Source organism: Cypionkella sp., assembly GCF_034376685.1.
Classification (GTDB): Bacteria; Pseudomonadota; Alphaproteobacteria; order Rhodobacterales; family Rhodobacteraceae; genus Cypionkella.
Window position 1 is genome coordinate 1 of record NZ_JAXMJJ010000097.1, and the last position, 24,203, is coordinate 24,203.

The following is a 24,203-nucleotide window of genomic DNA, read 5'->3' on the forward strand; positions in this document are numbered from 1 at the left end:
GGCCATTCGGGCTCGCAGACGCCGCAATCGATGCATTCATCGGGGTGGATGACCAGCATGTTTTCACCCTCGTAGAAGCAGTCCACCGGACAAACTTCAACGCAGTCGGTGTATTTGCAGGCGATGCAGTTGTCGATCACCACATAGGTCATGGTCCGCGCTCCTATTTCCGCGAGGTCTGACTACTAAAGCTGCGCCGATCATTCAAGCGGTGCATCGGCGGTTGGCGCAAGATCGTGATAAAGCTCTTGCGCCTCAGAGGCAGGACCACGGCGTTCAGACAGGGCAAGCACGCGGATCAGTCGAATAACCCGGCCCTGCGGAAAGGTCAGCGTATCGCCTTCCATCACGCTATGACCGGGCTTTTTACAGCGTTGCCCATTCAGCCGCAGATGGCCCCTCTCAATCACTTCGGCGGCGAGGTCACGGTTCTTGAAAAATCGCGCCGCGAAAAGCCATTTGTCCAGCCGAAGTTTCGGCTGAACATTTTTTTGTGGTTTTGCCCCCGGCCCGGCCAATCAGATCCCGAAGATCAGAGCTTGGCCTTCAACGCCATCAAAGCGGCGAAGGGATTGTCGGGATCAATCGGCTTTTCAGCGCGCGGCGGGCGCTGTTCGTAAGTCTTCGGCTTGTTGTCACGCTCACCGCCCGGTTTGCCACCATGCGGCTTGTTGCCCTTGTAGCCTTCACGCTTTTCGCCATCGCGGCGCGGGCCACGATCGGCTTGCGCGGGCTTGTCGCCTTCGGCGCGCGGTGCGCGATCCGGGCGAGGACCACGTTCGCCAGCAGGGGCGTCGCCTTCCTTCTTCGGACCGCGATCCGGCCGAGGCCCACGATCCGGGCGCGGGCCGCGCTCGGCTGCGGGCGCATCGCCTTCCTTGCGTGGAGCACGTTCGGGGCGCGCGGGACGTTCCGGGCGGGGCCGCGGTTTTGGTGCCCAAGTGAAGGTATAGAACGACTCCATCTCAGGTGCCGCTTCCGGGTCGGGCAGAACGAAAGCCGATTCGCCTTCCGGGATCGGCTGAACAGGTGCATCGGGATCAACCGGCACCGGGATTGGTGCGGCTTTCACCTTCGGACGTTCCGCTTTCTCGCCCTTGTAGCCCAAGCCGCCCATCAGGTCGTTGAACTGCTCCAGCGTCATACCGGTGATCGACAGCATGTCCGGCGTGGCTTCAAAGCCTGCGCGGCTGTCTTTGGTGCGCAGGATGTCGGCCAGACGCTCCAGCATATCAATGCGGATCGCGCGTGCGCCTGCCGGGTGGTAGCCCGCCAGCGTGTAGTGCATCTTCGGCACGGCGGGCAGGTTCGGAATGGTCACCAGACCCGGCGGTGGGCTTTCGGGGAATTCATCCAGACCGTTCCACAGCGACCACAGCACCAAACGCAACCGCGTGGGCGCAGGCTTCAGCAAAGCGGGCAGGAACACGGTGAACTGACCAAAGCGCACGCCATGCTTGCGCAAGGCACCACGGGCTTCCTGATCGAGCTCTTTGACTTCATTGGCGATGGTTTCGCGCGGGATCACGCCCAGCCCTTCGGCCAGACGGAACGCAAAGCCGCGTGCAAGGCCCGCGAGGGTCTCATCGCGGCCCATCGCCAGCAAGGGCTCAAAGTTCGCCGCGACCTTGCGGTCAATGAAATGCTGCAAGCGGCGACGCACCTTGTCGGCGACATCCGGGCCAGCCTCGTCATCGACGAAAGCCTCGACGCTGGGACGGGCGGGTTCAGCGCCCTTGACCAGCTTGCCCATCGCCTGAGTGCCCCACATCAGGCCGCCCTGCTCGGTGAAATCCAGCTCGGTATCGGGTGCGTTGTAGAAACGATCCGCCCGCAGATGGAATTCCGGCTTCAGCGCGGCAAATGCCGCTTGCCGCAGCGTTGCCGCCTCTTCAGTGGAAGTCGTCGCATCCTGACGGAAACGGAACCCCTCAAGACGGCCGACGAACTCGCCTGCAACCGTCACTTCGCCTTTGTCATTCACCTCGGCCACGAGGGTCTCCTTCTGCTTCAACCGCCGCAACAGCACGGACGTGCGCCGGTCAACAAATCGTTGCGTCAAGGCGCTGTGCAAGGCGTCTGACAATCGGTCTTCTACAGCGCGAGTCTCGGCGCGCCAATGGCTTTCGTTCTCAACCCAGCCTTTGCGTTGCGCAACATAGGTCCAGGTGCGGATATAGGCCAGTCGTTTCGAGATAGTATCAATGTCGCCGCCCGCTTTATCTATGCGTGCGATGGCCTTTTCCAACCATTCCGACGGGATGCGGGTTTGCGCAAGCCCTCTGCCCGTCAGAAAATCAAAGATCCGCGCCAGCAGAGTAACATGTTCCGTGCCCGCCGCATTGCGGAAATCCGGGATACGGCAGACATCCCACAGCAGTTTGATGCGCTGCGGTGTGGTCAGCTTTGCTTTCACCTCGGGCAGATCCGACAGGTATTTCAGCGCCAGCATGTCATCAGCATCGCGGGCACGCGCCAGCCATTTGTTCTGTGTAGGCGCTTCCAGCGAACGGATCAGACGATCAACCGAGCCAAACTCCAGATCGTGGTTGCGCCACTCCAGTTTGCGCACCGGGTCAAAGCGATGCTCTTGAATCGCCTCGACGGTTTCCTCATCGAGTGGCCGCACTTCACCCGTCACGCCGAAGGTGCCGTTTTCCAGATGCCGCCCTGCCCGCCCGGCAATCTGCGCCAATTCTTGAGGATACAGCGCGCGCATCCGGCGGCCATCGAATTTTGACGTGGCCGCAAAGGCGATATGCTTGATATCCAGGTTCAACCCCATGCCAATCGCATCGGTGGCCACCAGATAATCAACATCGCCGTTCTGATACAAAGCCACCTGCGCGTTGCGGGTGCGTGGGGAAAGCGCGCCCATCACCACCGCACAACCACCCTTGGTGCGGCGGATCAGCTCGGCAATCGCATAGACGTTTTCGACGGAAAACCCAACGATGGCAGAGCGTTCCGGCATCCGGCTGATCTTTTTTGAGCCGGTATAGGTCAGTTCAGAGAACCGCTCGCGCTTCAGAAACTGCACATTCTTCACCAGCCCCGCAATCGCCGGCCGCATGGTTTCCGCGCCCATGAACAACGTCTCATGCAGACCCCTTGCCCGAAGCAAGCGGTCGGTGAAGACATGGCCGCGCTCAGGGTCGGCGCAGAGTTGAATCTCATCCACCGCCACGAAATCCGCACCGAGATCCAGCGGCATCGCTTCGACGGTGCAGACCCAATACTGCGCGCGATCCGGCACGATACGCTCTTCCCCCGTCACCAGCGCCACCACCGATGGCCCGCGCGAGGCGACGATGCGGTCATAAACTTCACGCGCCAGCAGCCGCAACGGCAAGCCGATAACGCCGGTGCGATGCCCGAGCATCCGCTCGATGGCATAGTGGGTTTTCCCGGTATTGGTCGGCCCAAGGACCGCCGTGACCTGTCCGGCAGCAGTCATATCTTTGGCCCTGTCTTAGAGGTCTTTACCCTGAAGCTCGGTTTCAATCCGGCTGACGGCTTCAGTCACCCCCGGCGCATGGGGATCTATGGCCAGCGTCGCCTTGTAGACCTCTAGCGCCTGTGCGGGCTTGCCAAGTTCTTCAAAGATCGACCCCAAGCCCGACAGCGCCCCGAAATGCCGTGGGTTCAGCGACAGCACCCGGCCAAGATCGGAAATTGCAGGACCAAACTCGCCCAGCTGATAATAGGCGGTGGCGCGGGCGTTCCAGCCTTCGGCAAAATCTGGCGCATGATCGACCAAAGCCGTCAGATGCTGCACCGCGATATCCGGCTGGCCATTCGACATCGCCTCTTTGCCGCGTTGCAGCAGCAAATCCATCGCCGGAGAGCCGGATTTCGACCATTCCATCCAGATATCAGCTTCGATCTGGCTTGCCTCCGCCTCATCGGCTTTTTGCAAACGTGCAAAAAGCTCGTCCAATTTGGCGGTTTGAGCAGCAACCGGCAGGCATGACAGAAAAACCAGCATAAATGCCGCAACGATACGATTGTGTAACCAATGATGCGCTTTCATAAGGATAGGGTAACGCAATGGGCAGGGAATTCCAGTGCTGCCTGTTCACGAAGGAGAGTGTGATGAGCGATGTGATCTCGACCGCCGTTGAGGCATTGGCGAAAAAGCTGCCGGACGGCTTTGATGGCGTGGCAAAATTTGTGCTGGTGGGCGAAGGTTCGATCATGGTCGACCCCAATGGGGTGCGCGCGGGCGATGAGCCTTCGGATGTGACGCTGACGGCTGATACAGAGGTGTTTCAGGCGATGTTGGCAGGTGAGATGAACCCGACCACCGCCTTCATGACCGGCAAGCTGACCGTCGAAGGCAGCATGGGCCTTGCCATGCAGCTTGGCGCGGCGATGTCGTGAGCGAGGCTCCGCTTTACGACATTGCCGAAGGGCCTGCTGGGGGGCGTGCCTTCTGGGTGACCGCCGCTGACGGCGTGCGGCTGCGGATTGGCCTGTGGACGCATGACGGCGCGCAAGGCACGGTGCTGTTGTTGCCGGGGCGGACGGAATATGTTGAAAAATATGGCCGGGCGGCGGGCGATCTGCGCGCGCGCGGCTTTGCGACGCTGGTGATCGACTGGCGCGGCCAGGGTCTGGCCGACCGCGCCTTTGATGATCCGATGGCGGGGCATGTCAATGATTTTGCCGAATATCAGCTGGATTTCGACGCAATGCTCGGCTTTGCACGCGCCCAAGGTCTGCCCGAACCGTATTACATGATGGCGCATTCGATGGGCGGCTGCATTGGCCTGCGGTCGTTGATACGCGGTGCTCCGGTGAAGGCTGCGGCATTCTCGGCGCCAATGTGGGGCATTCTGATTGCGGCATGGATGCGGCCAATGGCTGTCGCGCTGACCACGGCCTCGCGCTGGTTCAGGTTTGACAGTCGCTACGCGCCGGGCACGGGGGCAAAAACCTATGTGCTGAGCGCGCCGTTTAATGGCAATTCACTGACCACCGATGCCGAAATGTGGGATTACATGCGCCAACAGGCGCTGGCGCATCCCGAACTGAGCTTGGGTGGCCCCAGTCTTGGCTGGCTGAAAGCGGCGCTGACCGAATGTCATGCGCTGACCTTGCTGCCTTCGCCCAAAGTGCCAACCATCACCGCGCTTGGGGCGCAGGAAAAGATTGTCGATACCGCACCGATCCATGCCCGTATGGCGATCTGGCCGGAAGGGCGGCTGGATCTGTATCCCGGCTGTGAGCATGAAGTTCTGATGGAACGTGTGATGGCCCGCAGTCGGTTCTTCGATACGTCAACGGCGTTGTATCTGAAGCACCGCTGACCCAGCACCCTCGTTTTCCCGTAACCCGCAGGCTGTTTCGTCAAAGACCCGATTTCTTCAAAGAAATCGCGGCTCTCCTCACAGCGTAATCTGCGTGAACCCATCGCGCAGCGCCTTGGACCAAGCCTCGGACATCTCTCGAAAACTCTCATCCCCCGCCTCAATCCGCCGCTTGCGACTGACCCGGCAGGCGTCTTTCTCGATCACGCAGAGATCCAGCGGCATCCCGACCGACAAGTTGGAGCGCAGCGTCGAATCCATCGACAACAGCACCGCCTTCTCGGCGTCTGCCAAAGACGTGCCCGGTTTCACCACGCGATCCAAGATAGGCTTGCCATATTTATGCTCGCCAATTTGCAGAAACGGCGTGTCTTCGGTGGCTTCGATGAAATTGCCCTCAGGATAGATCAGGAACAACCGCATCGCGCCGCCGCGACGCTGCGCCGCCACGATCATGCTGGCCGAAGCGCTTTGCTTCATCGTGGCCATTTTCTCATCAATCTCTTGCCGCACGCTCGACAGCGTGTTGCCGATGATCAAAGCGACCTTCAGCATGGTCGGCGCTTTCATGATCGAGGTCGCCTCGTTCGCGTCTGGATCATCAATCGCCTCCCGCAGCCGCGCGAGGGTGGTTTGCGTCACCGACAAAGACCCGGCGGTGACGATCGAGATCACCCGCTCACCCGGTTCCTCAAAATGGAACATCTTGCGATAGGTCGCGATATTGTCCAAGCCCGCGTTGGTGCGGGTATCCGACAGCAACACCATGCCCGCATTCAATAAAAGTCCGACGCAATAGGTCATGGCACACTCCGTTTCAAGCCGGGTGACCCTATTGCTCCTGCGTCTGGACCGCAACCGTCACTGACAAGATTTCCGAGCCAGAACCCCGTGAAATCCCCCGAATTGGTGCTGCATCTTGTGCATCCAACCCAGATCCCAGCCGGATATAGCGGGCATCCGGGCAACAGCGGTTCGCCGGATCAAAGCCAATCCAGCCGATCCCTGACACATGTAACTCACCCCAGGCATGGGCCGCTTCGTGATCCACCCCTTCCTGGCCAGATTGCAGATAGCCCGAGACATAGCGCGCCGGAATCCCCGCCGCCCGCGCCACCGCAATCAAGGCCTGCGCGTGATCCTGACAGACGCCCTCGCCTTGGGCCAATGCCTCGGCTGCCGTGGTCCGTGCGCGGGTTGTGCCGGGCTTGTAGGCAATCGCATCGGAAATCGCGTCGCAAAGATTGTGGCAGCCCGACAGCACCGAGTCTGCCGTCAGAATGATCTGCGCCATTTCGGTCAAAGCGGCATCGGCAAAGGTCGCCTCGGTGTCCCGCAGATAGGCCTCTGGCGGCACCAGTTCTTTATGTCCGCGCAAAACACCAGCAAGATCCGTGGTTTGCACCCGACCAGAGACATGCACCTCGATCTCATCGACCGGGCCTGCCACTGTCCAGCCCTGCACCCAATCGCCCGCGCCATCGCGAAACGCGCTGCCCAAGGTGCCGCCGGTCATCGTCACCGACCATTCCAGTACTTTTTGCCCATCAAATTTCGATGGCATCAGGCGGTGGCTTTGCACCACTCCGCGCACCGGGCGATCATAGCGATAGCGCGTGACGTGATCGACGCTGAGCAACATTATTGCATATCCCCCGAGAGATAAGAATTGTGGATGATCGCGCCCAAGCCAGCCGCCTCGCCGATGAATCGGGTTAGAAACTCGTGCAGACCTTCTTCGAAAATCTGTTCGGTCGACTGATTCTCCAGATCGCTCAGCAACCGGGCCGCCACCGCTTGCGCTTCCGTATCCCGGCCATAAAGCTTGGCAAGGCGTGACAAATGGTTGTTCATCCCGGCGACGCAGGTGATCAGACTGCGCGGGCATTGCGGGTTCAGGATCAGGAAATGCGCGATCTTGGCCGAGGTGATCTCACCGCCATAAGCCCAGTGAAACGCGCGGTTGGCTGACATCGCCCGCAGCAGCATCGCCCATTGATCATTGTCCAAACCGCTGCCCACATAATCCGCACGCGGCAGCAGCACATAGTATTTCACATCCATCAGCCGGGCGGTGCTGTCACCGCGCTCCAGATAATAGCCGATATTCAAGACGTTATAACCGTCGTTGCGCAGTTGCGTTGCATCAATCGCGCCGCGCACCATTGCGGCGTGACGCATCACCCAATCGGTCAGCCACGACAATTCGCGCGGGCCGGTTTTCGCCTCGATCTGGCGCAGTTCCTGAAACGCGGTGTTCAGCGCGTCCCAGACTTGCGTGGTCAGAGCGGTCCGGATGATGCGGGCGTTTTCGCGCGCATTGGTGATGCAGGACGCCACCGAGTTGGGGTTATCGCGGTCAAAAAACAGATAGGATTCGATCTTTGACTGCGCGGGCGCGCCATATTTCGCGACATAGCCGTTGGCATTGCCCGAAGCGCGCAACAGGCTGTCCCAGTCATTGCGATAGCCCTGCGCCGAGGGCAGCAGCGAAATCCGCGCGCCCACTTCCAACAGACGGGCGGCAGTTTCGGCCCGCTCCATGTTGCGGGCGATCCAGTAAAGGTTGTCGGCGGTTCTTGAAAGCATGATTTACTCCGCCAATACCCAAGTGTCTTTCACGCCGCCGCCTTGGCTTGAATTCACCACCAGCGACCCCTCACGCAAAGCCACCCGCGTAAGGCCGCCCGGCACCAGTTCAATCCGCTCGCCCACCAAGCAATACGGCCGCAGATCGACGTGGCGCGGGGCAATTCCCTCTTCCACAAAGGTCGGCGTTGTTGACAGCGCCAGCGTTGGTTGGGCGATGTAGTTGCTGGGGTCGGCCAGCACCAGCGCGCGAAACTCCTCGATCTGCTGCTTGGTCGATTTTGGCCCGACCAGCATGCCGTAACCGCCCGAGCCGTGCACCTCTTTCACCACCAGCTCATGCAGGTTCTCATTGACATATTTCAGGTCTGACGCATCGCCACATTTCCACGTCGGCACATTGTTCAGGATCGGCTCTTCACCCAGATAGAACCGCACCATTTCGGGCACATAGGTGTAAACCGCCTTGTCATCGGCGACCCCTGCCCCCGGTGCCGAGCAGATCGACACCCCGCCCGACCGATACACATCCATCAGCCCCGGCACGCCCAGCATAGAATCCGGGCGGAAACACAAGGGATCAATGTAGGCGTCGTCCAGGCGGCGGTAGATCACATCAACCCGCTTTGGGCCTTCGGTGGTGCGCATATAGACGAAGGCCCCGTCGACGAACAAATCCTGCCCCTCGACCAGTTCGACGCCCATCAGATCGGCGAGGAAGCTGTGCTCGTAGTAAGCTGAGTTGAAATGCCCCGGCGTCAGAATCACCACCGTTGGATCGCGGTCACATTTCGCAGGGGCGACGCTTGCCAAAGTGCGGCGCAGCTTCTCGGGATAGCTGTCAATTGGCTCAATCCGGTTCTCGCGGAACAGATCGGGGAACATCCGCATCATCATTTCGCGGGACTCGAGCATATAGCTGACCCCGGACGGCGTGCGGCAGTTGTCCTCCAGCACATAGAACTCCCCCGGTCCGGTGCGCACGATATCAATGCCAACGATGTGGGAATACACACCCTTCGGAGGGATAAAGCCGCACACCGATTTCTCGTAGGCGTCGTTCTGATAGACCAGCTTGCCCGGAATGCGCCCCGCCCGCACGATCTCGCCGCGGCCATAAACATCGACCAGAAATGCATTCAGCGCACGGGCGCGTTGCTTGATACCGCGTTCAAGCTTCGCCCATTCAGTGGCGGTAAACACGCGGGGGAACATATCGAACGGGATCAGGCGATCCGGGTCGCCGCCCTCGCCGTAAACCGCAAAGGTGATGCCAATGCGTCGAAACAGTGCCTCGGCTTCGGCCTGTTTGGCCAGCCGGATATCGGCGGGCATATCCGCGCTCCAGCCTTCCAGCCCGGCATAAGGCGGCCTAACCGCATTATTCTGGAACATTTCGTTGAAATAAGGGGTCATGCCGTGCCGCCTTTTCGTGCTGATTGATGCGAGTAAATGCTGCTGATTCCGCGCCGTAAAGGGCAGAAGATTGAAAGCGCTTCGATTTTCACACATTCGCCCGAAATAGTCGCAAATCACCGCCCAAATTATAAGCAAACGCGGCCAGTCAAGTTTCCGCGCGCCACCTTGCACAACCCCAGCTTTGCCCCCTAGATGCTTTTAACAATGAATGAGGTTCCCATGTCGCTTCCCCTGCCCCGCCCCGGCCAGCAACGTCCGGTTTTCGATGCCCGCATCGGGTCGAACACATTCGGAGATCTGCCCGATTGGGATCTGAGCGACCTTTACCCCAGCCCTGACGCGCCGGAGTTGCAGCGGGATATGGCATGGCTGGAGACCGCCTGCGCCCAGTTTGCCGCGAAATATGAGGGCAAACTGGCCAGCTTGACAGCCGCTGAACTGCTGGACTGCGTCACCTCATATGAACAGATCGACGTGATCGCTGGGCGGATCGGGTCTTATGCGGGCCTGCGCTATTACCAGAACACTATGGATTCTGAGCGCGCCAAATTCATGGCAGACGTGCAGGACAGCATCACCAATTTCACCACGCCTCTGGTGTTTTTCAGCCTAGAATTCAACCGCTTGGATGATGGATTTCTGTCAGGCCTGACCGCTGAAAACGCGGCTCTCGCCCGCTATAACCCGGTATTTGCACGGATGCGCGCCATGCGCCCGCATCAACTTTCCGATGAGATGGAGAAGTATCTCCACGATGCCTCGGTCGTCGGCGCTTCAGCTTGGAACAAGCTGTTTGACGAGACGATGGCGGGCCTGATGTTCACCGTGGCGGGAGAGGAAGAAGAGCTTAACCTTGAGGCCACACTGAACCTTTTGACCGACGCGAACCGCGCCAAACGTGAGGCCGCAAGCCATGCTCTTGCCGCCGTATTCGACAAACATATCAAGCTGTTCGCGCGGGTCCACAACACTCTGGCGAAGGAAAAGGAAATCGAGGATCGCTGGCGCAAGATGCCCAGCCCGCAATATTCCCGCCACCTTGCCAACCATGTGGAACCCGAGGTGGTTGAAGCCCTGCGCAATGCTGTGGTTGCCGCCTACCCGAAGCTGAGCCACCGCTACTACAAGCTGAAGGCCAAATGGATGGGCCTTGAGCGCCTGCAAACCTGGGACCGCAATGCTCCCCTGCTGACCGAAGCGCCGCGTCTGATCAACTGGGCCGAGGCCACCGAGACTGTGCTGTCTGCCTATGCCGCCTTTGATCCGCGCATGGCCGAAATCGCCAAGCCGTTCTTCACCGATGGCTGGATTGATGCAGGCGTGAAACCCGGCAAGGCCCCCGGTGCTTTTGCCCACCCGACCGTCACCACCGTCCACCCCTATGTGATGCTGAACTATCTTGGCAAACCGCGCGATGTGATGACCCTCGCACACGAGTTGGGCCACGGCGTGCATCAGGTTCTGGCAGCAGGTCAGGGCGAGCTTTTGTCCTCCACCCCGCTTACCCTTGCCGAAACCGCTTCGGTATTCGGGGAAATGCTGACCTTCCGCAAACTGCTCGACGCGGCCAAGACGCCTGCCGAGCGGAAAACCCTGCTGGCTGGCAAGGTCGAGGATATGATCAACACGGTGGTCCGCCAGATCGCGTTCTATGATTTCGAATGCAAACTCCATGCTGCGCGTGCTGAGGGTGAGTTGACGCCGGATGACATCAACTTGCTCTGGATGTCGGTGCAGGCGCAGTCTTTGGGAGAAGCCTTTGATTTTGCGGATGGATATGAAACCTTCTGGGCCTATATCCCGCATTTCGTTCACTCGCCGTTCTATGTCTATGCCTATGCGTTTGGCGATGGCTTGGTGAACGCGCTTTACGCCGCCTATGCCGATGGCCTGCCGGATTTCCAGGAAAAATACTTCGACATGCTGAAAGCCGGAGGTTCGAAGCACCATAAGGAGCTGTTGGCACCGTTCGGTCTGGACGCCAGCGATCCGAAATTCTGGGACAAGGGCCTGTCGATGATCGCGGGCTTCATCGACGAATTGGAAGCGATGGAAGACTAAAGTCCCAAAGCCGCAAAATCTGCCCCTGCAGCGCGCATGCGCGTCAGCAGGGGCGCTATCATGTCTTTGCCGCCACGCAGGTGCTGCTCGCAGAACCAATAGACAAAAGCCTCATAGGGCCAATCTTGGCTTAGGGCGCGGCGCAACGCTTCAGGCCAATCCGCTGCTTGTCGCACCGTGCTTGCACAGTGGTGCAGGTCAGATCGGCCAAACAGCACCACAGGTTTGCGGTGCAGCATCGCCTCAAGCGCCACCGAGGACGAGATCGTCACGCAGACGGCGGCACTTGCCAGAATATCATGCAGGTTGCCTTCGGTGACGATGACCTCGGGATGCTGTAGCGCCAGATCCTGCAGCAGTTCCAACGTCTCAAGACCGCGTGTGCGCGGATGCGGTTTGATCACCACAGGCCGTCCCATCGCCCCGGCAACAACGGTCTGCACCATCTCAGCGGCTGTCATATGGCGGGCACGCGCCACGGGTTCCGACCAGTCTTGCAGGAAAACCGCAATCGCGCCTATGGGATAGCTTTGCACTGGCGCGGGCTGCGCATAACGGCTGATCCGGGGTTCAACATAGCGCGCCCGCAACATCTGAAAACGGCGCATCATCTGTGCTTCGGGCTGCAGCGTCGGGTCAAACCGTGCCGACGTGACGCGGCTTTCAAAATAGATCCCCTGCGGATCGGCATAGAAATAGGGTGCGAGATAGGCAACCGCACAGTTCAGCAGGCAAGCGCCCTGTGCCGCACCATTGTGCACCAAATGGAAATCCGGCCCCGGCGGCAGGCCTTGCAGCGCCTCGATTTGCCTGTGGACCACCGCAACTTCAGCGCCGCGCTGATGCAAGCCGCGGGCTATGGTGCGGTAGAACTGAGGCAAGCGCGCCTCATCTGCAAGGTGCTGCGGCATATGCAGCAGCACCCGGCCAGATCTTGTCACAGCGAAATTTCAACCCCAACACGGTAGACCGTATCCATCATGGCTTGGGTGCCCTTCACGAATTCCAGCGGGCAAGGATAGGCAGCATCCTCGCGCACCGAACGACCAAAGGCTTCAACTTGCAGCACATAATGGTTCGAGGTCGGGAAACGCTCGGTCGTCACCCGATTGCCGTTCTGGTGCAGTTCGATCTCGGCAATGTCGTTGGTATTGGCGTTGAACGGGCCACCATCCAGCCGGATCATGCCCTTATCGCCTTGGAACGTCACGGTCTGCCGGTTGTAAAGCCGCATCGAGGTCATCGAGGCATAGGTGAAGCGGCCATAGGGGCCGTCCATGATCCCCGCCACTTGCGCGAAGGTGTCGACGCCGTTTTCAAGGATCAGCCGGGCCGAGATATCCACCGGCTCCGATCCGGTGACAAAGCGGGCCGAGCCGAAAGTATACACGCCGATATCGCGCAACGATCCGCCGCCTGCATCGGGACGGTTGCGGATATTGGTCATGTCTTCCAGACAGAAGCTGAACGACGCATCGACATGGCGCAGTTGGCCGATCTCCCCGGCCTCCAGCCATTTTTTCGCAAGCTGCCACTGCGGATGATGCACGATCATATAGGCTTCTGCGGCCAGCAAACCGCTGGCATCGCGGGCGGCGATGATCTGGTCGATTTCACTGGCCTGAAGCGCAATCGGCTTTTCAGTGAGCACATGCTTGCCCGCCGCCAGCGCTTTCAGCGTCCATTCGACATGCAGATGGTTCGGCAGCGGGATGTAGACCGCGTCAATCGACGGATCAGCCAGCAGCGCCTCATAGGTCGCGTGGATTTTTAGGCTGGGGCAAAACGCTTGAAACCCGGCAGCCTTTTCGGGGCTGGACGTCGCCAAAGCCGCCAGTTCCGCGCCCTTTGCCGCGTGAATTGCCGGAGCCATATGCTCCCGCGCAAAATTTGCAGCTCCCAAAATACCCCAACGCACTGGCTTCATCGCTTCATCCCCTTGATGCTTCGCGCCGAAACTAACGGGCCTGACATGTTAGCGCAATCGCTTAGGCTCCGGGGGCGGTATCCTCTGCCGATTTGCGTGGTTTTCTAATGAACGTATAGGCGAGTGCCACAAGATATGCGCAATCAACCAAGGCCAGGGTGATCCACGGATAAGTCAACAGGGCCGCCACCAAAGCCACAAAGGCAAGCAGCACAAAGCTGACATTCTCGGCATAGATCGTGGCGCGTTTGAACGATGGCGTGCGGAACCGCCCCACCATCAGCCCGCCGACCAGCGCCATCCAGAGTGCGACAAGGCCGTTGGCATAGGGCTGACCATCGCCCAAGGCAAAGGCCAAAAACATCGGCAGCATCACGAGCAACGCCCCCGCAGGAGAAGGCACACCTTGGAAGCTATTGGAATCATTGTCAGGTTGGCGGTTGCCGATGTTAAAGCGCGCCAGCCGCAACAGGCAGGCCACCGCATAGATCAGGCAAGCAATCCAACCCTCTGCCCGCATCCCCTGCAACGCCCAGAGATAGGTGATCAGCGCCGGAGCCACACCAAAATTGACCAAATCGCACAGGCTGTCCAACTCGGCGCCCATGTCGGATTCGCTTTTCAGATAGCGCGCGAGGCGGCCATCAAGCCCATCCATCACCGCCGCCGCGATGATCAGCGCCACCGCAAGGCCAAAGCGGCCCTCAATCGCAAAGCGCACCCCCGTCAGCCCCGCACAGAGGGCGGCGACGGTCATGAAATTGGGAATAAGCTGCACGATGTGCAGTTTTTTGCGCAGACGCCGTCCGGCCTTCGCGGGCTGAGGTTCGGCAGGCACGTTCATTCGCGCACAGCCGAACGGCGCAGCATGTCACGGTCCAACTCGGCCAGGACGGTTTCGCCCCCAACCATCGTTTGACCCAGCGCGACCAGCGGCTCTACCCCGTCGGGCAGATAGACATCCAGCCGCGAGCCGAAGCGGATCAGCCCGAAACGCTCGCCGGTGCGCAGGGATTGGCCCTCCGACACAAACGGCACAATCCGCCGCGCCACAAGGCCTGCGATCTGCACAACGATAAGATTGCGGCCATCGGGAAGCTCCAACAGCAGGCTGTTGCGCTCGTTATCTTCCGAGGCCTTGTCAAGCGAGGCATTAAGGAACTTGCCCGGACGATACGCCATCTTGGCGATCCGCGCCGCAATCGGCGCGCGGTTCACATGGCAGTTGAACACCGACATGAACACCGAAACCCGCGTTAGCGCGTCATTGCCCGCCCCCAATTCCGGCGGCGGCACCGCGCGTTCGATCAAGCTGACCACGCCATCAGCGGGAGAGACGATCAGCCCGCGCCCCTGCGGAACCGAGCGTTTCGGATCGCGGAAAAAGTAATAACACCAGATGGTTGCACCGACACCCAGCCAACCCAATGGATCCCAGATCAAAAACAGCACCAAGGTCACGACGGCGAAGATGCCGACGAACTTATAGCCCTCGCGGTGCATCGGTTTCAGAAAGGTTTCCAGCATGGTCATTCGTTGCGCCCTTTTATGGCCCGGCAGTTTGATCCAGCTGTCTAGCCCCTACGCAGCCGTGGCGCAACCTTTGGGCGCAGTTGCGCCCAAAGGAATGCTCCAAAACTTATGCCGGAACCACCATACCCTTGCCCAAAGCCAAGGAACGCATCCGCTCTTGCAGCTTTTCAAAGGCGCGCACTTCGATCTGCCGAATCCGCTCGCGGCTCACGCCGTAGACTTCCGACAGTTCTTCCAGCGTGATCGGGGTTTCAGACAGACGGCGCTTCATCAGCACATCTTTTTCACGATCATTCAGCGCTGACATCGCCTGATGCAGCAGGTTCATCCGAATATCGAACTCGTCGCGGGCCTCATAATCCCCTGCCTGATCGCTGTCCTCATCTTCCAGCCAATCCTGCCATTGTGTCGTGCCTTCGCCATCCGAGCCGACCGTGGCGTTGAGCGAGGCATCACCGCCCGACAACCGGCGATTCATATCAACGACTTCGTGTTCCGACACGTTCAGATCGGTGGCGATTTTGGTGACATTCTCAGGGCGCAGATCGCCTTCCTCCAGCGCGCCGACTTTCGCTTTCGCCTTGCGCAGGTTGAAGAACAGTTTTTTCTGTGCCGAGGTGGTGCCCAGCTTCACCAAAGACCACGAGCGCAGGATATATTCCTGAATGCTGGCACGGATCCACCACATCGCGTAGGTCGCAAGGCGGAAGCCTTTTTCCGGGTCAAACCGTTTTACTGCCTGCATCAGGCCGACATTGGCTTCGGAAATCACCTCAGCCTGCGGCAATCCATAGCCGCGGTAGCCCATTGCAATTTTCGCAGCCAGACGCAGATGGCTTGTCACCATCCGGTGTGCGGCGGTGCTGTCCTGATGGTCCACCCAGCGCTTGGCCAGCATGTATTCTTCTTCGGGTTCCAGCAGCGGAAACTTGCGGATTTCCTGCATGTAACGGTTAAGGCCCTGTTCGGGGCTTGGTGCTGGCAGATTTGCATAGGTGCTCATGTAAGACGCTCCCTTGTTGGCCCGGTGCAGTTTCGCCCCCGGACGGACGAATTTATGTATGCCAGATGCACAGTTCAAGCATCTTTGATACAACTTGTTGAACGAAAGATGGTTCCGTTTCCGTCGCAGGGGAAGCTTTGTAACACTCCAGTCACGGGAATGTCAGCGCAACCACTTCAGCCGCGCGGCGGCACCCGGCGCAGCGTCATCGCTTGCTTTTCATCGGGATCAAATCCCAGCTTGGCGTAAAAGCCCTTGGCCGTGTTGTGTCGCCCGGTCAACAGCATGATTTTATAGGCATCTGCCGCCCAAGCCCGCGCAATCAGCGCCTGCATCACCGCCCGTCCCAAACCTTGGCCGTGATGGGCGCGCAGCGTCACCACGTTTTCGACCAAAGCATAGGGCCGCCCGCCATAGGTCAGGTTTGGCAGCAGATGCAGCGTCGCCATCGCCAACACCTGTCCCGCGCGCTCCGCCCCGATCACGGTCGTGCCGGGGTGATCCAGCAGCGTGCGAAACTGCGCTTGCGCCAGATCCGGCTCAGCCATCCGCGCAGCACCGACCAGATCGGTGTAAAGCGCATAGGCATCCGCAAAATCGGTCAGCGCAAGCGGGCGGCAGATGGGCTCAGACACCACGGCGCAAGGCGTCCAGCAGCCCCACCAAATCGGCTGGCAGCGGAGAGGTGAATTCAAGCATCTCGCCGGTCACCGGATGCTCAAAGCCAAGGCTCGCCGCGTGCAGGGCCTGGCGGGGGAAGCTGTTGCCCAGCTCGGCCACATCCGCACCGAACAGCTTGGGCGAGACCTTTTTCTTGCCGCCATAGGTCTGATCGCCGATCAAGCCATGCCCGGCATAGGCCATATGCACCCGGATCTGATGCGTGCGTCCGGTCTCCAGCCAGCATTCCATCAGCGCAGCCCCGCCCTTCAGATCCTCCATCACCCGCGCCCGCGTCACCGCATGACGGCCTGAATGCCAGACCACCGCCTGCCGCTGTCGGTCAGTCTTGTGCCGCTCCAGATGCGTGGCGATTTTCAGGATGCCGCCCGCCTCAAAGCTGATGCCTTTCAACCCCCGCAAGCGCGGATCGTAGGCCGAGGGCACACCGTTCACCACCGCCATATAGTGACGGTTGACGGTATGCGCCTCAAACTGCGCCGCCAGTCCGTGATGCGCGCGGTCGGATTTTGCCACCACCAACAGGCCGGTGGTGTCTTTGTCGATGCGGTGGACAATGCCGGGGCGACGCTCGCCGCCAATGCCAGACAAAGTATCACCGCAATGATGCAGCAGCGCATTGACCAACGTGCCCGACGGCGTGCCGGGGGCCGGATGCACCACCATGCCGGCAGGCTTGTCGATCACGATCAGATCGCCATCTTCCCAGATCACCGACAGCGGAATGTCTTCCGGCAAGGTCGCCACATCCACCGCAGGGGCCAGGATCAGGGTATATTCGTCGCCCGCTTTCACCTTGGTTTTCGGATCGGTCACAGCGACACCGCCGCGCAGCACATCGCCCTCGTCGATCATCTTCATCAGACGCGAGCGCGAAAGCGCCGCTTCCTCTGGCACCGCCGCCGCAAGCGCCTTATCAAGGCGCTGGGGGGCGTCGTCACCGATCACGATGGTCAGACGTCCGCCCGCTACAGCGTCTTCGTCTTCAAAAGGGCTCGCCATGTCTGACACTCCGATCGAGCCGGGCTTGCCGCCCTCGCTCCGCTTGCTGAAAGGTCTGGTGATCGTGCTGATGATCACCATGATTGTCGGTGTCATAACCGTGGTCGGCCTGCTTGTCACCCGCATGCCGGATTTGCGCAATCTGGCCCCCGCCCTACCTGCCACGCTGCAGATGCCCGCGGGTGCCACAGCGCAGGCCGTCACGATGGGCTCGGGTTGGATCGGCGTGGTCACCACCGACAACCGCATTCTGATCTTCACGCCAGAAGGCATCCTACAGCAAGAGATTGCTGTTGCGCCGATAACCTCGCCATAACGCAAGCTTTTTCTTGACCACCGCCCCGCGGTGATCTTTGCTGGCAGGGTAGAACCCAAGGATATTGCGATGAATGTGCTGCGGTTGTTGCTGCCCCGCGATACGGATGCAGCGGCGCAGATTGACAATCAGTTGCGGGTGCTCAGCGGGGTAGAGCCTGCGCGCCTGGTCAGCATGTGCGTCGGGTTCGTGCTGATGGCAATATTTCTGCCGCCCTGGCTGGCGCTCGCGGCAATGGTCGCCGATCTGACCTTCGAGCGTTTGGGCGTGCAACTGATGCGCAAGCTTGACCCAGCGCGCCAGCCCCTGCGCTATCTCGCGGTTCTGGTCTCTATCGTGCTGATGGAGCTGAGCTACGCCCTGCCCTGCGTGCTGATCTGGCAGCAAGATGGCGAATTTGCCAAGGCCACAGCGGTTGCCCTGCTCAGCATGACGCTGTTTCAACTCAGCACGGTGCGGGCGATCCATCTGCCGTTCGGGATGATCGGCACCCTGACCGTGGCGGCAACGGCCTTTATCGGCAATGGCCACTACTGGGTCCAAAGTCAGGCATGGCCGGGGTTTTTCGCCTCAACCCTCGCGCTGATCGCGGCCACCGCCTATACTGTCGAAACCATGCGCTCGAACCATTTGCTGCATCTGGAGGTCAGTCGGCGTGGCATCAAAGCCGATGCCGCCAACCGTGCCAAGGGGCTTTTTCTGGCGCAGATGAGCCACGAGCTGCGCACGCCGCTGAATGCCATCGTCGGCATGGGCGAGGCCGAGTCAACGCAAACCATCGACCCTGAAGCGAGGGAGCGGATGCGTATATTGGTCGGCTCGGCGCTGGATCTCGCAACGATTCTGGACGATATTTTGCAAATGGCGGCGGTTGAAGAGTATCAGCTGCCGATCCGCCCGCAGATCGCACCGCCGAAAGAGGTGATTGAGGCGGTGGTGGCGCTGTTTCAGCCCGTCTTTGCCAAATCAGGCCTATGGCTTCGGCTGGAGTTTGTCGCGCTGCCGCAATCCAACGACGCACCGGCGCTCCATCTACCCGATCAGGCCGAATTTGATCCACAGCGTTTGCGGCAATGCCTGTCCAATCTTCTGTCGAATGCGCTGAAGTTCACCGAGACCGGCGGCGCGACGGTCCGGGTCAGCTACCGCCCACGCAATCTGCGCAAGCCAGACGAGAACCCGTTCGGCCAGTTGCAGATTGACGTGTCAGATACCGGCAAGGGCATCCCTGCACCCGAGCGCGATTTGATATTTCAGCCGTTCCAACGCGGCGCGGGCGCGAACGCAGGCGCGGGCCTTGGGCTTGCGATCAGTCGCGGCATCGCGCAGCAGATGCAGGGCGATTTGCAGCTTTTGCCCAGCACCACGGGCGCACTGTTCCGACTTAGCCTGCCGATCCGGCCCGCCAGTTTGGCAGAGCTTGGCACAGAGGCCCCGTTCGATCTGTGCGGGCGGCGGATTCTGGTGGTGGATGACATTGCCACAAACCGTCTGGTCGCCGCGACCTATCTGCGCGGCATGTCGGCTGTGGTGGAAGAGGCCCCAAGCGGTGCTGCGGCGCTGCGAAAAATTACCGCGCATCGCCCCGATCTGGTGCTGCTGGATCTGCATATGCCGGGGCTTTCGGGCGTCGAGACCTTGGCCGCCATCCGCGCCTTGCCGGGGCCGCATTTGCCAGTGGTTGCGATGACGGCAGATGTCTCGGCTGCCAACCGGGCTTTGTATCTGTCCGCCGGACTGGATGGTTTTTTGACCAAACCGCTGACGATGGCCGCATTGCGGCTTGGCCTCGCCCGGCATCTGGCAAAGCCTGCCACTGCACATTGATTGAGGTCGTTTAGTGCACATTGCTGGCCGGGACAGGCTGGACGCCGCGCGCTTGCGGGCGTCAACTGGCACAAACAAGCAGGAGAATCGGCATGATGGGTGATCTGGGCGCGCGTGACGCCACCGAACTGGCAGGCATGGTCGCATCGGGCGAGGTTTCAGCCTCTGAGCTGCTGGACGCGGCACTGGCAGCGGTAGAGGCGCGCAATCCGGCGATCAATGCCGTGGTGCTGGTGCAGGAAACCGCCGCCCGGCGCGCCATTGCTGAAGGCTTGCCGCGCGGACCGTTCCGGGGTGTGCCGTTCCTGCTGAAAGATCTTGGCTGCGAGGCGGTGGATTTCCCCGGCCACAACGGCTCGCGTCTGTTGATGAACACCACCTACGCCCGCGACTCGGCGATTTGGGAACGCATCCGGGCCACGGGTGTGGTGAACTTCGGCCGCACCACCAGCCCCGAGGGCGGCGTCGGCACCGTCACCGAAGCCACCGTCTATGGCGGCCCTACCCGCAATCCGTGGAACCTCGATCACACCTCGGGTGGCTCATCCGGCGGTGCGGGGGCTGCAGTGGCGGCAGGGATCGTCGCCTTCGCGCATGGCTCGGACGGTGGCGGCTCGGTGCGCATCCCGGCTTCCAGCTGTGGACTGTTCGGCTTCAAATCCACACGCGCCCGTCTGCCCGATGGCCCCTATTCCGGTGAAGGCTGGGCGGGCATGGCGATTGATGGCTTCCTCACCCGTTCGGTCCGCGACACAGCGATCATGCTGGACGCCTGCGAAGGCCCCGATCTTGGCGCGCCCTACGTCGCCCCCCCTTTGGCCCAAGGTCATGCCGCCGCGATCAGCCGCCCACCGCGCCGCCTGCGCGTAGCACTCTGCGACACCACCTTCACGGGCGAGGTGATTGATCCAGAAGTCGCCGCAGCCGTGCGCGACACCGCAAACCTGCTGGAAAGCCTGGGCCACCATGTTGAACCCGGTCGCCCCACCGCGGATGTTGAGATGATGATGCGGGCATGGACCGATATCGTTGGCGTCGGTACCGCCCTGTCCATTCAAAAAGCGCTGAAGGGACGCCCGTTGACCGCTGATCTGGTTGAAGGCATCGGGCGCTCGGCCTGCGCGCATGCAGCGACCCTGCCACCCACCCGCTATCTGGAAGCCGTGGGCGAGATTCACAGCTTCGGCCGTCAGATGGCCGCGTATTTCGCAGACGGTCCCGACATCCTGCTGTCAGCCACCCTCGCCGAACTGCCCGCAAAAGTGGGACGCTATCACCACGACCGCAACGATTATGTGAATTACCGCATCGGCCCCGGCGGTATCTTCTCATACTCACCGTTTTGCGCGGTATTCAACGCCTCGGGCCAGCCTGCGGCGTCTTTGCCTCTGGCGCAATCGGCCAGCGGTTTGCCGATCGGCATCCACCTTGCCGCCGCCTATGGTCAGGATGAAGACCTCATCGCTTTGTGCGCCGAACTGGAAGCGGCACGGCCTTGGTCCGGGCGCCGCGCCGCCTTGGCTTAAGCCTTGCCTAAGCGCTGCAAAGGCCAAGCCACAGCCTAAGCCGTTGGTAGCGTTATCATCCTGCCGCGCGCTTAGGCATTCACACAACCTAAGCGGCACCTACCCGGTCTTTCGGCCCATCCGGTGAAGTTTATGTTGCGCCAAGGCTTGCCCGCAGCACAATATGATCAAAACCAACGGGAGCGAGTCACCTTGAGCCAAACCAACGCCGTCGAGGCCCGCAATGTGATCAAAGCCTTCGGACAAGGTGACAATGCCGTCCGTGCGCTGAATGATGTGTCTGTCGAAATCCGTCAGGGAGAGTTCTTCACCCTGCTTGGTCCCTCGGGCTGTGGCAAGACCACGCTCTTGCGGCTGATCGCCGGGTTTGAGATGCCGTCCTCGGGCACCATCCTGCTGGAAGGGCAAGATATCACCTACCTGCCGCCGAACAAGCGCCCGGTGAACACGGTGTTCCAATCCTATGCCCTGTTCCCGCATCTGACCGTGGCGCAGAACATCGGCTTCGGTTTGCAGATGCAGGGTCGCCCCGCCGCCGAGGTGAAAGAAACCACAGCGCGGATGCTGGCGCTGGTCAAACTCGAGCCACTGGCCAACCGCAAGACCAGCCAGCTTTCGGGCGGGCAGCAGCAACGCGTGGCGCTGGCCCGCGCGCTGGCCCCACAGCCGAAAGTGCTGTTGCTGGACGAACCCTTGTCGGCGCTTGACCTCAAGCTGCGGCGCGAGATGCAGATCGAACTGAAACGCCTGCAAACCGAAACCGGCATTACCTTTATCTTCGTCACCCACGACCAGGAAGAAGCCCTGACGATGTCGGATCGCATCGGCGTCATGTCGGCGGGCAAGCTGCAACAGGTCGGCACCCCGCGTGAAATCTATACCCGCCCACTGAACCGCTTTGTCGCAAGCTTTATTGGCGAGACGAATTTTCTGCCTGCCAGCTCGGACGGCAAAAGCCTTACCGTGGCCAGCGGACATCAGATCGACGCCCCCGCAGGCACCCGCTCGGGGCAAGTCACGGTTACAGTGCGGCCTGAACAAGTCAAAATCACCGCCGCAAATGAGCCCGGCAGCCTGCCCGCCACGGTGCGTGGCGTGGTCTATTTCGGCACCGACATGAACTATCAGCTGCATCTGGCCGATGGCACCGAGATCGAGGCCTGCGTCGTGTCGGATGTCACCGGAGAGGCCGCTTTGACCGCAGGCCAAACCATTGGCGTGCGCTTTACCCCCGGTGCCGCCCAAGTGTTGGAGGATTGAATGAGCGCCGCTGAAAAAGCTCAAGCTGCGCAATCGGTCCGCAACGGTTGGCTGCTCTCTGCCCCCGCCTTGGTGATCCTGACCCTGTTCGCCGTTGGCCCGCTGATGATCGTGGTGGTCTATTCCTTCCTCGCCGCAGGTCAGTATGGCAATGTCGAATGGTCGTTCTCGCTGGATGGCTGGCGCGGCATTCTGTGGACCAAGGACATCTTTGACGAAACCTATGGTCTTGCCGATGCCAATATCAGCATCTTCTGGCGCTCGATCAAACTGTCGGTGCTGACCACAATCCTGACCTTTGCCGTGGGCTTCCCCACCGCTTGGTTCATCGCGACACGGCCGCAGAAATCCCGCGCTTTGTGGCTGTTTCTGATCACGATCCCGTTCTGGACCAACCTCTTGATCCGCACCTATGCGATCAACGAAGTGATCCGCAACGAAGGCCTGATGAACACCGTGTTGATCAAGATCGGCCTGATTTCCGAACCGATCCGGCTGATCTACACCGACACCGCCGTGTTCATCGGCATGGCCTATGTCTATCTGCCGCTGATGGTGCTGCCGCTGTTCGCGGCGATTGACCGCTTTGACATGCGGCTTCTCGAGGCGGGATATGATCTTTACGCCAGCCGGATGCAGGTGCTGCGCCGGGTGATCCTGCCGATTGTGAAGCCGGGGATCATCGCCGGATCAATCCTCGTGTTCGTGCCGTCGCTGGGGGCCTATGTCACCCCGCGCGTGTTAGGCGGCGGCAAACAGATGATGATCGGCAACTTCATTGATCTGCAATTCGGTCAGGGCCGCAACTGGCCCTTGGGTGCTGCGCTGTCGCTGACGCTGCTGGTGATCGTGACGGCCGCCCTGCTGATCTATGTGAAATACGCAAACCGGGATACCACTCATGGCCACTAAAACCTTCTCAGTCGCCAAACTGCCCGGCTTCACCACCACCGCCGTGATCGTGTTCATAGCGCTTTACCTGCCGATTCTGACGCTGGTGGCCTATTCGTTCAACGCCAGCCAGTCGGTCGCGGTCTGGGGCGGGTTTTCATGGGACTGGTATGTGAAGGCCTGGAACAACGACAGTGTCAAAGACGCCACCATGCGCTCTTTGCTGATCGCGGTCTGTGCGGCGGGGATCTCTACCACAGTCGCCACGATGGCTGCCTTGGGCACCACACGGCGCAAGGCCTTCAAGGGCCAGACCTTCATCTATGTCATGATCAACCAGCCCTTGATGGTGCCGGAAATCGTCACCGCCGTCTCACTGTTGATCCTGTTCGGCATGGTCAAGCAGGCCACCGGGATCCAAGGCATCGGCTATGTGATCTTCGCCCACTCTGCCTTCTGCATCCCCTTCGCCTATCTGCCGATCCGCGCCCGACTGGAAGGCATGGATATGACGCTGGAAACCGCCGCGGCTGACCTATACGCCACACCCTGGCAAACCTTCCGCCATGTCACCCTGCCGATCCTGCTGCCCGGCGTGATCGCGGGCGCGATGCTGGCCTTCGTGATCAGCCTCGATGACGTGGTCATCACCGAGTTCACCAAATCCGGCGGCCAAGACACCCTGCCCACCTATATGCTCGGCCAGATGCGCCGCCAGTTGACCCCGGAAATCAACGCGATTTCCTCGATGTTGCTGGCGCTGACCATCGTGCTGTTGACCGCCTTCTTCCTGCTGACCCGCAAAAAAGACTGAAACAACGATAACAATCAAACGCCCAACATCGGAGCCTCCACC

The 24,203-nt window shown here is 60.5% G+C and carries 23 protein-coding genes and 1 pseudogene; 9 read left to right on the top strand and 15 right to left on the bottom strand.

The features are described from left to right. The 4 genes and pseudogenes from U1A24_RS18550 to U1A24_RS18565 form a co-directional block, all read right to left on the bottom strand. Positions 1–152 (bottom strand): annotated as a pseudogene (locus U1A24_RS18550) (ferredoxin family protein); the annotation flags it as partial. Between the two features lie 48 nt (positions 153–200). Next, positions 201–518, bottom strand: a complete 318-nt coding sequence (locus U1A24_RS18555) for an RNA-binding S4 domain-containing protein (RefSeq protein ID WP_322323469.1) — start codon at positions 516–518, stop codon at positions 201–203. 14 nt (positions 519–532) lie between these two features. Then, on the bottom strand, positions 533–3,457 hold the full coding sequence (locus U1A24_RS18560) for a helicase-related protein (protein ID WP_322323470.1): 2,925 nt from the start codon (positions 3,455–3,457) through the stop codon (positions 533–535). 15 nt (positions 3,458–3,472) lie between these two features. After that, positions 3,473–3,988: a tetratricopeptide repeat protein gene (locus U1A24_RS18565; protein ID WP_322323471.1), complete on the bottom strand. Its 516-nt coding sequence runs from the start codon at positions 3,986–3,988 to the stop codon at positions 3,473–3,475. A 107-nt stretch (positions 3,989–4,095) separates the two neighbouring features. On the opposite strand from U1A24_RS18565, the gene U1A24_RS18570 reads away from it, so the two are divergent. Both U1A24_RS18570 and U1A24_RS18575 read left to right on the top strand, forming a co-directional pair. Further along, positions 4,096–4,383 carry an SCP2 sterol-binding domain-containing protein gene (locus tag U1A24_RS18570; RefSeq protein WP_322323472.1) on the top strand — a complete coding sequence of 96 codons (288 nt, stop codon included), beginning with the start codon at positions 4,096–4,098 and terminating at the stop codon, positions 4,381–4,383. Then, entirely contained in the window at positions 4,380–5,312 is a 933-nt protein-coding gene (locus U1A24_RS18575) for an alpha/beta hydrolase (RefSeq protein ID WP_322323473.1), read from the top strand. The genes U1A24_RS18570 and U1A24_RS18575 overlap by 4 nt, the downstream gene beginning before the upstream one ends. 78 nt (positions 5,313–5,390) lie before the next feature. Here U1A24_RS18575 and U1A24_RS18580 read toward each other — a convergent pair whose 3' ends face one another. From U1A24_RS18580 to U1A24_RS18595, 4 genes are read right to left on the bottom strand one after another with little or no spacing between them, the layout of a single operon-like run. After that, positions 5,391–6,116, bottom strand: a complete 726-nt coding sequence (locus U1A24_RS18580; RefSeq protein ID WP_322323474.1) for a proteasome-type protease — start codon at positions 6,114–6,116, stop codon at positions 5,391–5,393. Between the two features lie 28 nt (positions 6,117–6,144). Next, the gene (locus U1A24_RS18585; protein WP_322323475.1) at positions 6,145–6,954 is read right to left on the bottom strand and encodes a transglutaminase family protein; all 810 of its coding nucleotides are present in this window, start codon (positions 6,952–6,954) and stop codon (positions 6,145–6,147) included. Further along, a complete protein-coding gene (locus U1A24_RS18590; RefSeq protein WP_322323476.1) occupies positions 6,954–7,901 on the bottom strand; it encodes an alpha-E domain-containing protein in 948 nt (315 codons plus the stop codon). Before U1A24_RS18590 ends, U1A24_RS18585 begins: the two co-directional genes overlap by 1 nt. Before the next feature lie 3 nt (positions 7,902–7,904). Continuing rightward, a complete protein-coding gene (locus U1A24_RS18595) occupies positions 7,905–9,317 on the bottom strand; it encodes a circularly permuted type 2 ATP-grasp protein (protein ID WP_322323477.1) in 1,413 nt (470 codons plus the stop codon). A 222-nt stretch (positions 9,318–9,539) separates the two neighbouring features. Between U1A24_RS18595 and U1A24_RS18600 the strand changes: the two genes are divergently transcribed. Then, a complete protein-coding gene (locus tag U1A24_RS18600; protein WP_322323478.1) occupies positions 9,540–11,381 on the top strand; it encodes a M3 family oligoendopeptidase in 1,842 nt (613 codons plus the stop codon). On the opposite strand, the gene U1A24_RS18605 is transcribed toward U1A24_RS18600, so the two are convergent. The 7 genes from U1A24_RS18605 to U1A24_RS18635 all read right to left on the bottom strand — a co-directional run bounded on the left by U1A24_RS18605 (position 11,378) and on the right by U1A24_RS18635 (position 17,527). Further along, entirely contained in the window at positions 11,378–12,292 is a 915-nt protein-coding gene (locus U1A24_RS18605) for a hypothetical protein (protein WP_322323479.1), read from the bottom strand. The two genes, U1A24_RS18600 and U1A24_RS18605, sit on opposite strands and share 4 nt — an antisense overlap. 26 nt (positions 12,293–12,318) lie before the next feature. Further along, entirely contained in the window at positions 12,319–13,308 is a 990-nt protein-coding gene (locus U1A24_RS18610) for a Gfo/Idh/MocA family oxidoreductase (protein WP_322323480.1), read from the bottom strand. Between the two features lie 61 nt (positions 13,309–13,369). Further along, entirely contained in the window at positions 13,370–14,152 is a 783-nt protein-coding gene (gene pssA / locus U1A24_RS18615) for a CDP-diacylglycerol--serine O-phosphatidyltransferase (protein ID WP_322323481.1), read from the bottom strand. After that, entirely contained in the window at positions 14,149–14,841 is a 693-nt protein-coding gene (locus U1A24_RS18620) for a phosphatidylserine decarboxylase (protein ID WP_322323482.1), read from the bottom strand. Before U1A24_RS18620 ends, pssA begins: the two co-directional genes overlap by 4 nt. Positions 14,842–14,947: 106 nt before the next feature. Further along, positions 14,948–15,844 carry an RNA polymerase sigma factor RpoH gene (gene rpoH, locus U1A24_RS18625; protein WP_322323483.1) on the bottom strand — a complete coding sequence of 299 codons (897 nt, stop codon included), beginning with the start codon at positions 15,842–15,844 and terminating at the stop codon, positions 14,948–14,950. A gap of 176 nt (positions 15,845–16,020) precedes the next feature. Continuing rightward, complete coding sequence (locus tag U1A24_RS18630) at positions 16,021–16,479, bottom strand: GNAT family N-acetyltransferase (RefSeq protein WP_322323484.1); 459 nt, start codon at positions 16,477–16,479, stop codon at positions 16,021–16,023. After that, positions 16,472–17,527 carry an RluA family pseudouridine synthase gene (locus tag U1A24_RS18635; RefSeq protein ID WP_322323485.1) on the bottom strand — a complete coding sequence of 352 codons (1,056 nt, stop codon included), beginning with the start codon at positions 17,525–17,527 and terminating at the stop codon, positions 16,472–16,474. Before U1A24_RS18635 ends, U1A24_RS18630 begins: the two co-directional genes overlap by 8 nt. On the opposite strand from U1A24_RS18635, the gene U1A24_RS18640 reads away from it, so the two are divergent. The 6 genes from U1A24_RS18640 (at position 17,526) to U1A24_RS18665 (ending at position 24,161) form a co-directional block, all read left to right on the top strand. Then, positions 17,526–17,843 (top strand): DUF6476 family protein, encoded by a 318-nt coding sequence (locus tag U1A24_RS18640; RefSeq protein ID WP_322323486.1) that lies wholly within the window; start codon positions 17,526–17,528, stop codon positions 17,841–17,843. The two genes, U1A24_RS18635 and U1A24_RS18640, sit on opposite strands and share 2 nt — an antisense overlap. Before the next feature lie 69 nt (positions 17,844–17,912). Beyond that, complete coding sequence (locus U1A24_RS18645; RefSeq protein WP_322323487.1) at positions 17,913–19,670, top strand: response regulator; 1,758 nt, start codon at positions 17,913–17,915, stop codon at positions 19,668–19,670. 92 nt (positions 19,671–19,762) lie between these two features. Then, positions 19,763–21,196, top strand: a complete 1,434-nt coding sequence (locus U1A24_RS18650) for an amidase (protein ID WP_322323488.1) — start codon at positions 19,763–19,765, stop codon at positions 21,194–21,196. A gap of 192 nt (positions 21,197–21,388) precedes the next feature. Further along, positions 21,389–22,456 (top strand): ABC transporter ATP-binding protein, encoded by a 1,068-nt coding sequence (locus U1A24_RS18655; protein WP_322323489.1) that lies wholly within the window; start codon positions 21,389–21,391, stop codon positions 22,454–22,456. Continuing rightward, complete coding sequence (locus tag U1A24_RS18660) at positions 22,457–23,368, top strand: ABC transporter permease (RefSeq protein WP_322323490.1); 912 nt, start codon at positions 22,457–22,459, stop codon at positions 23,366–23,368. Then, positions 23,358–24,161, top strand: a complete 804-nt coding sequence (locus tag U1A24_RS18665) for an ABC transporter permease (RefSeq protein ID WP_322323491.1) — start codon at positions 23,358–23,360, stop codon at positions 24,159–24,161. The genes U1A24_RS18660 and U1A24_RS18665 overlap by 11 nt, the downstream gene beginning before the upstream one ends. Positions 24,162–24,203: the final 42 nt, after the last annotated feature.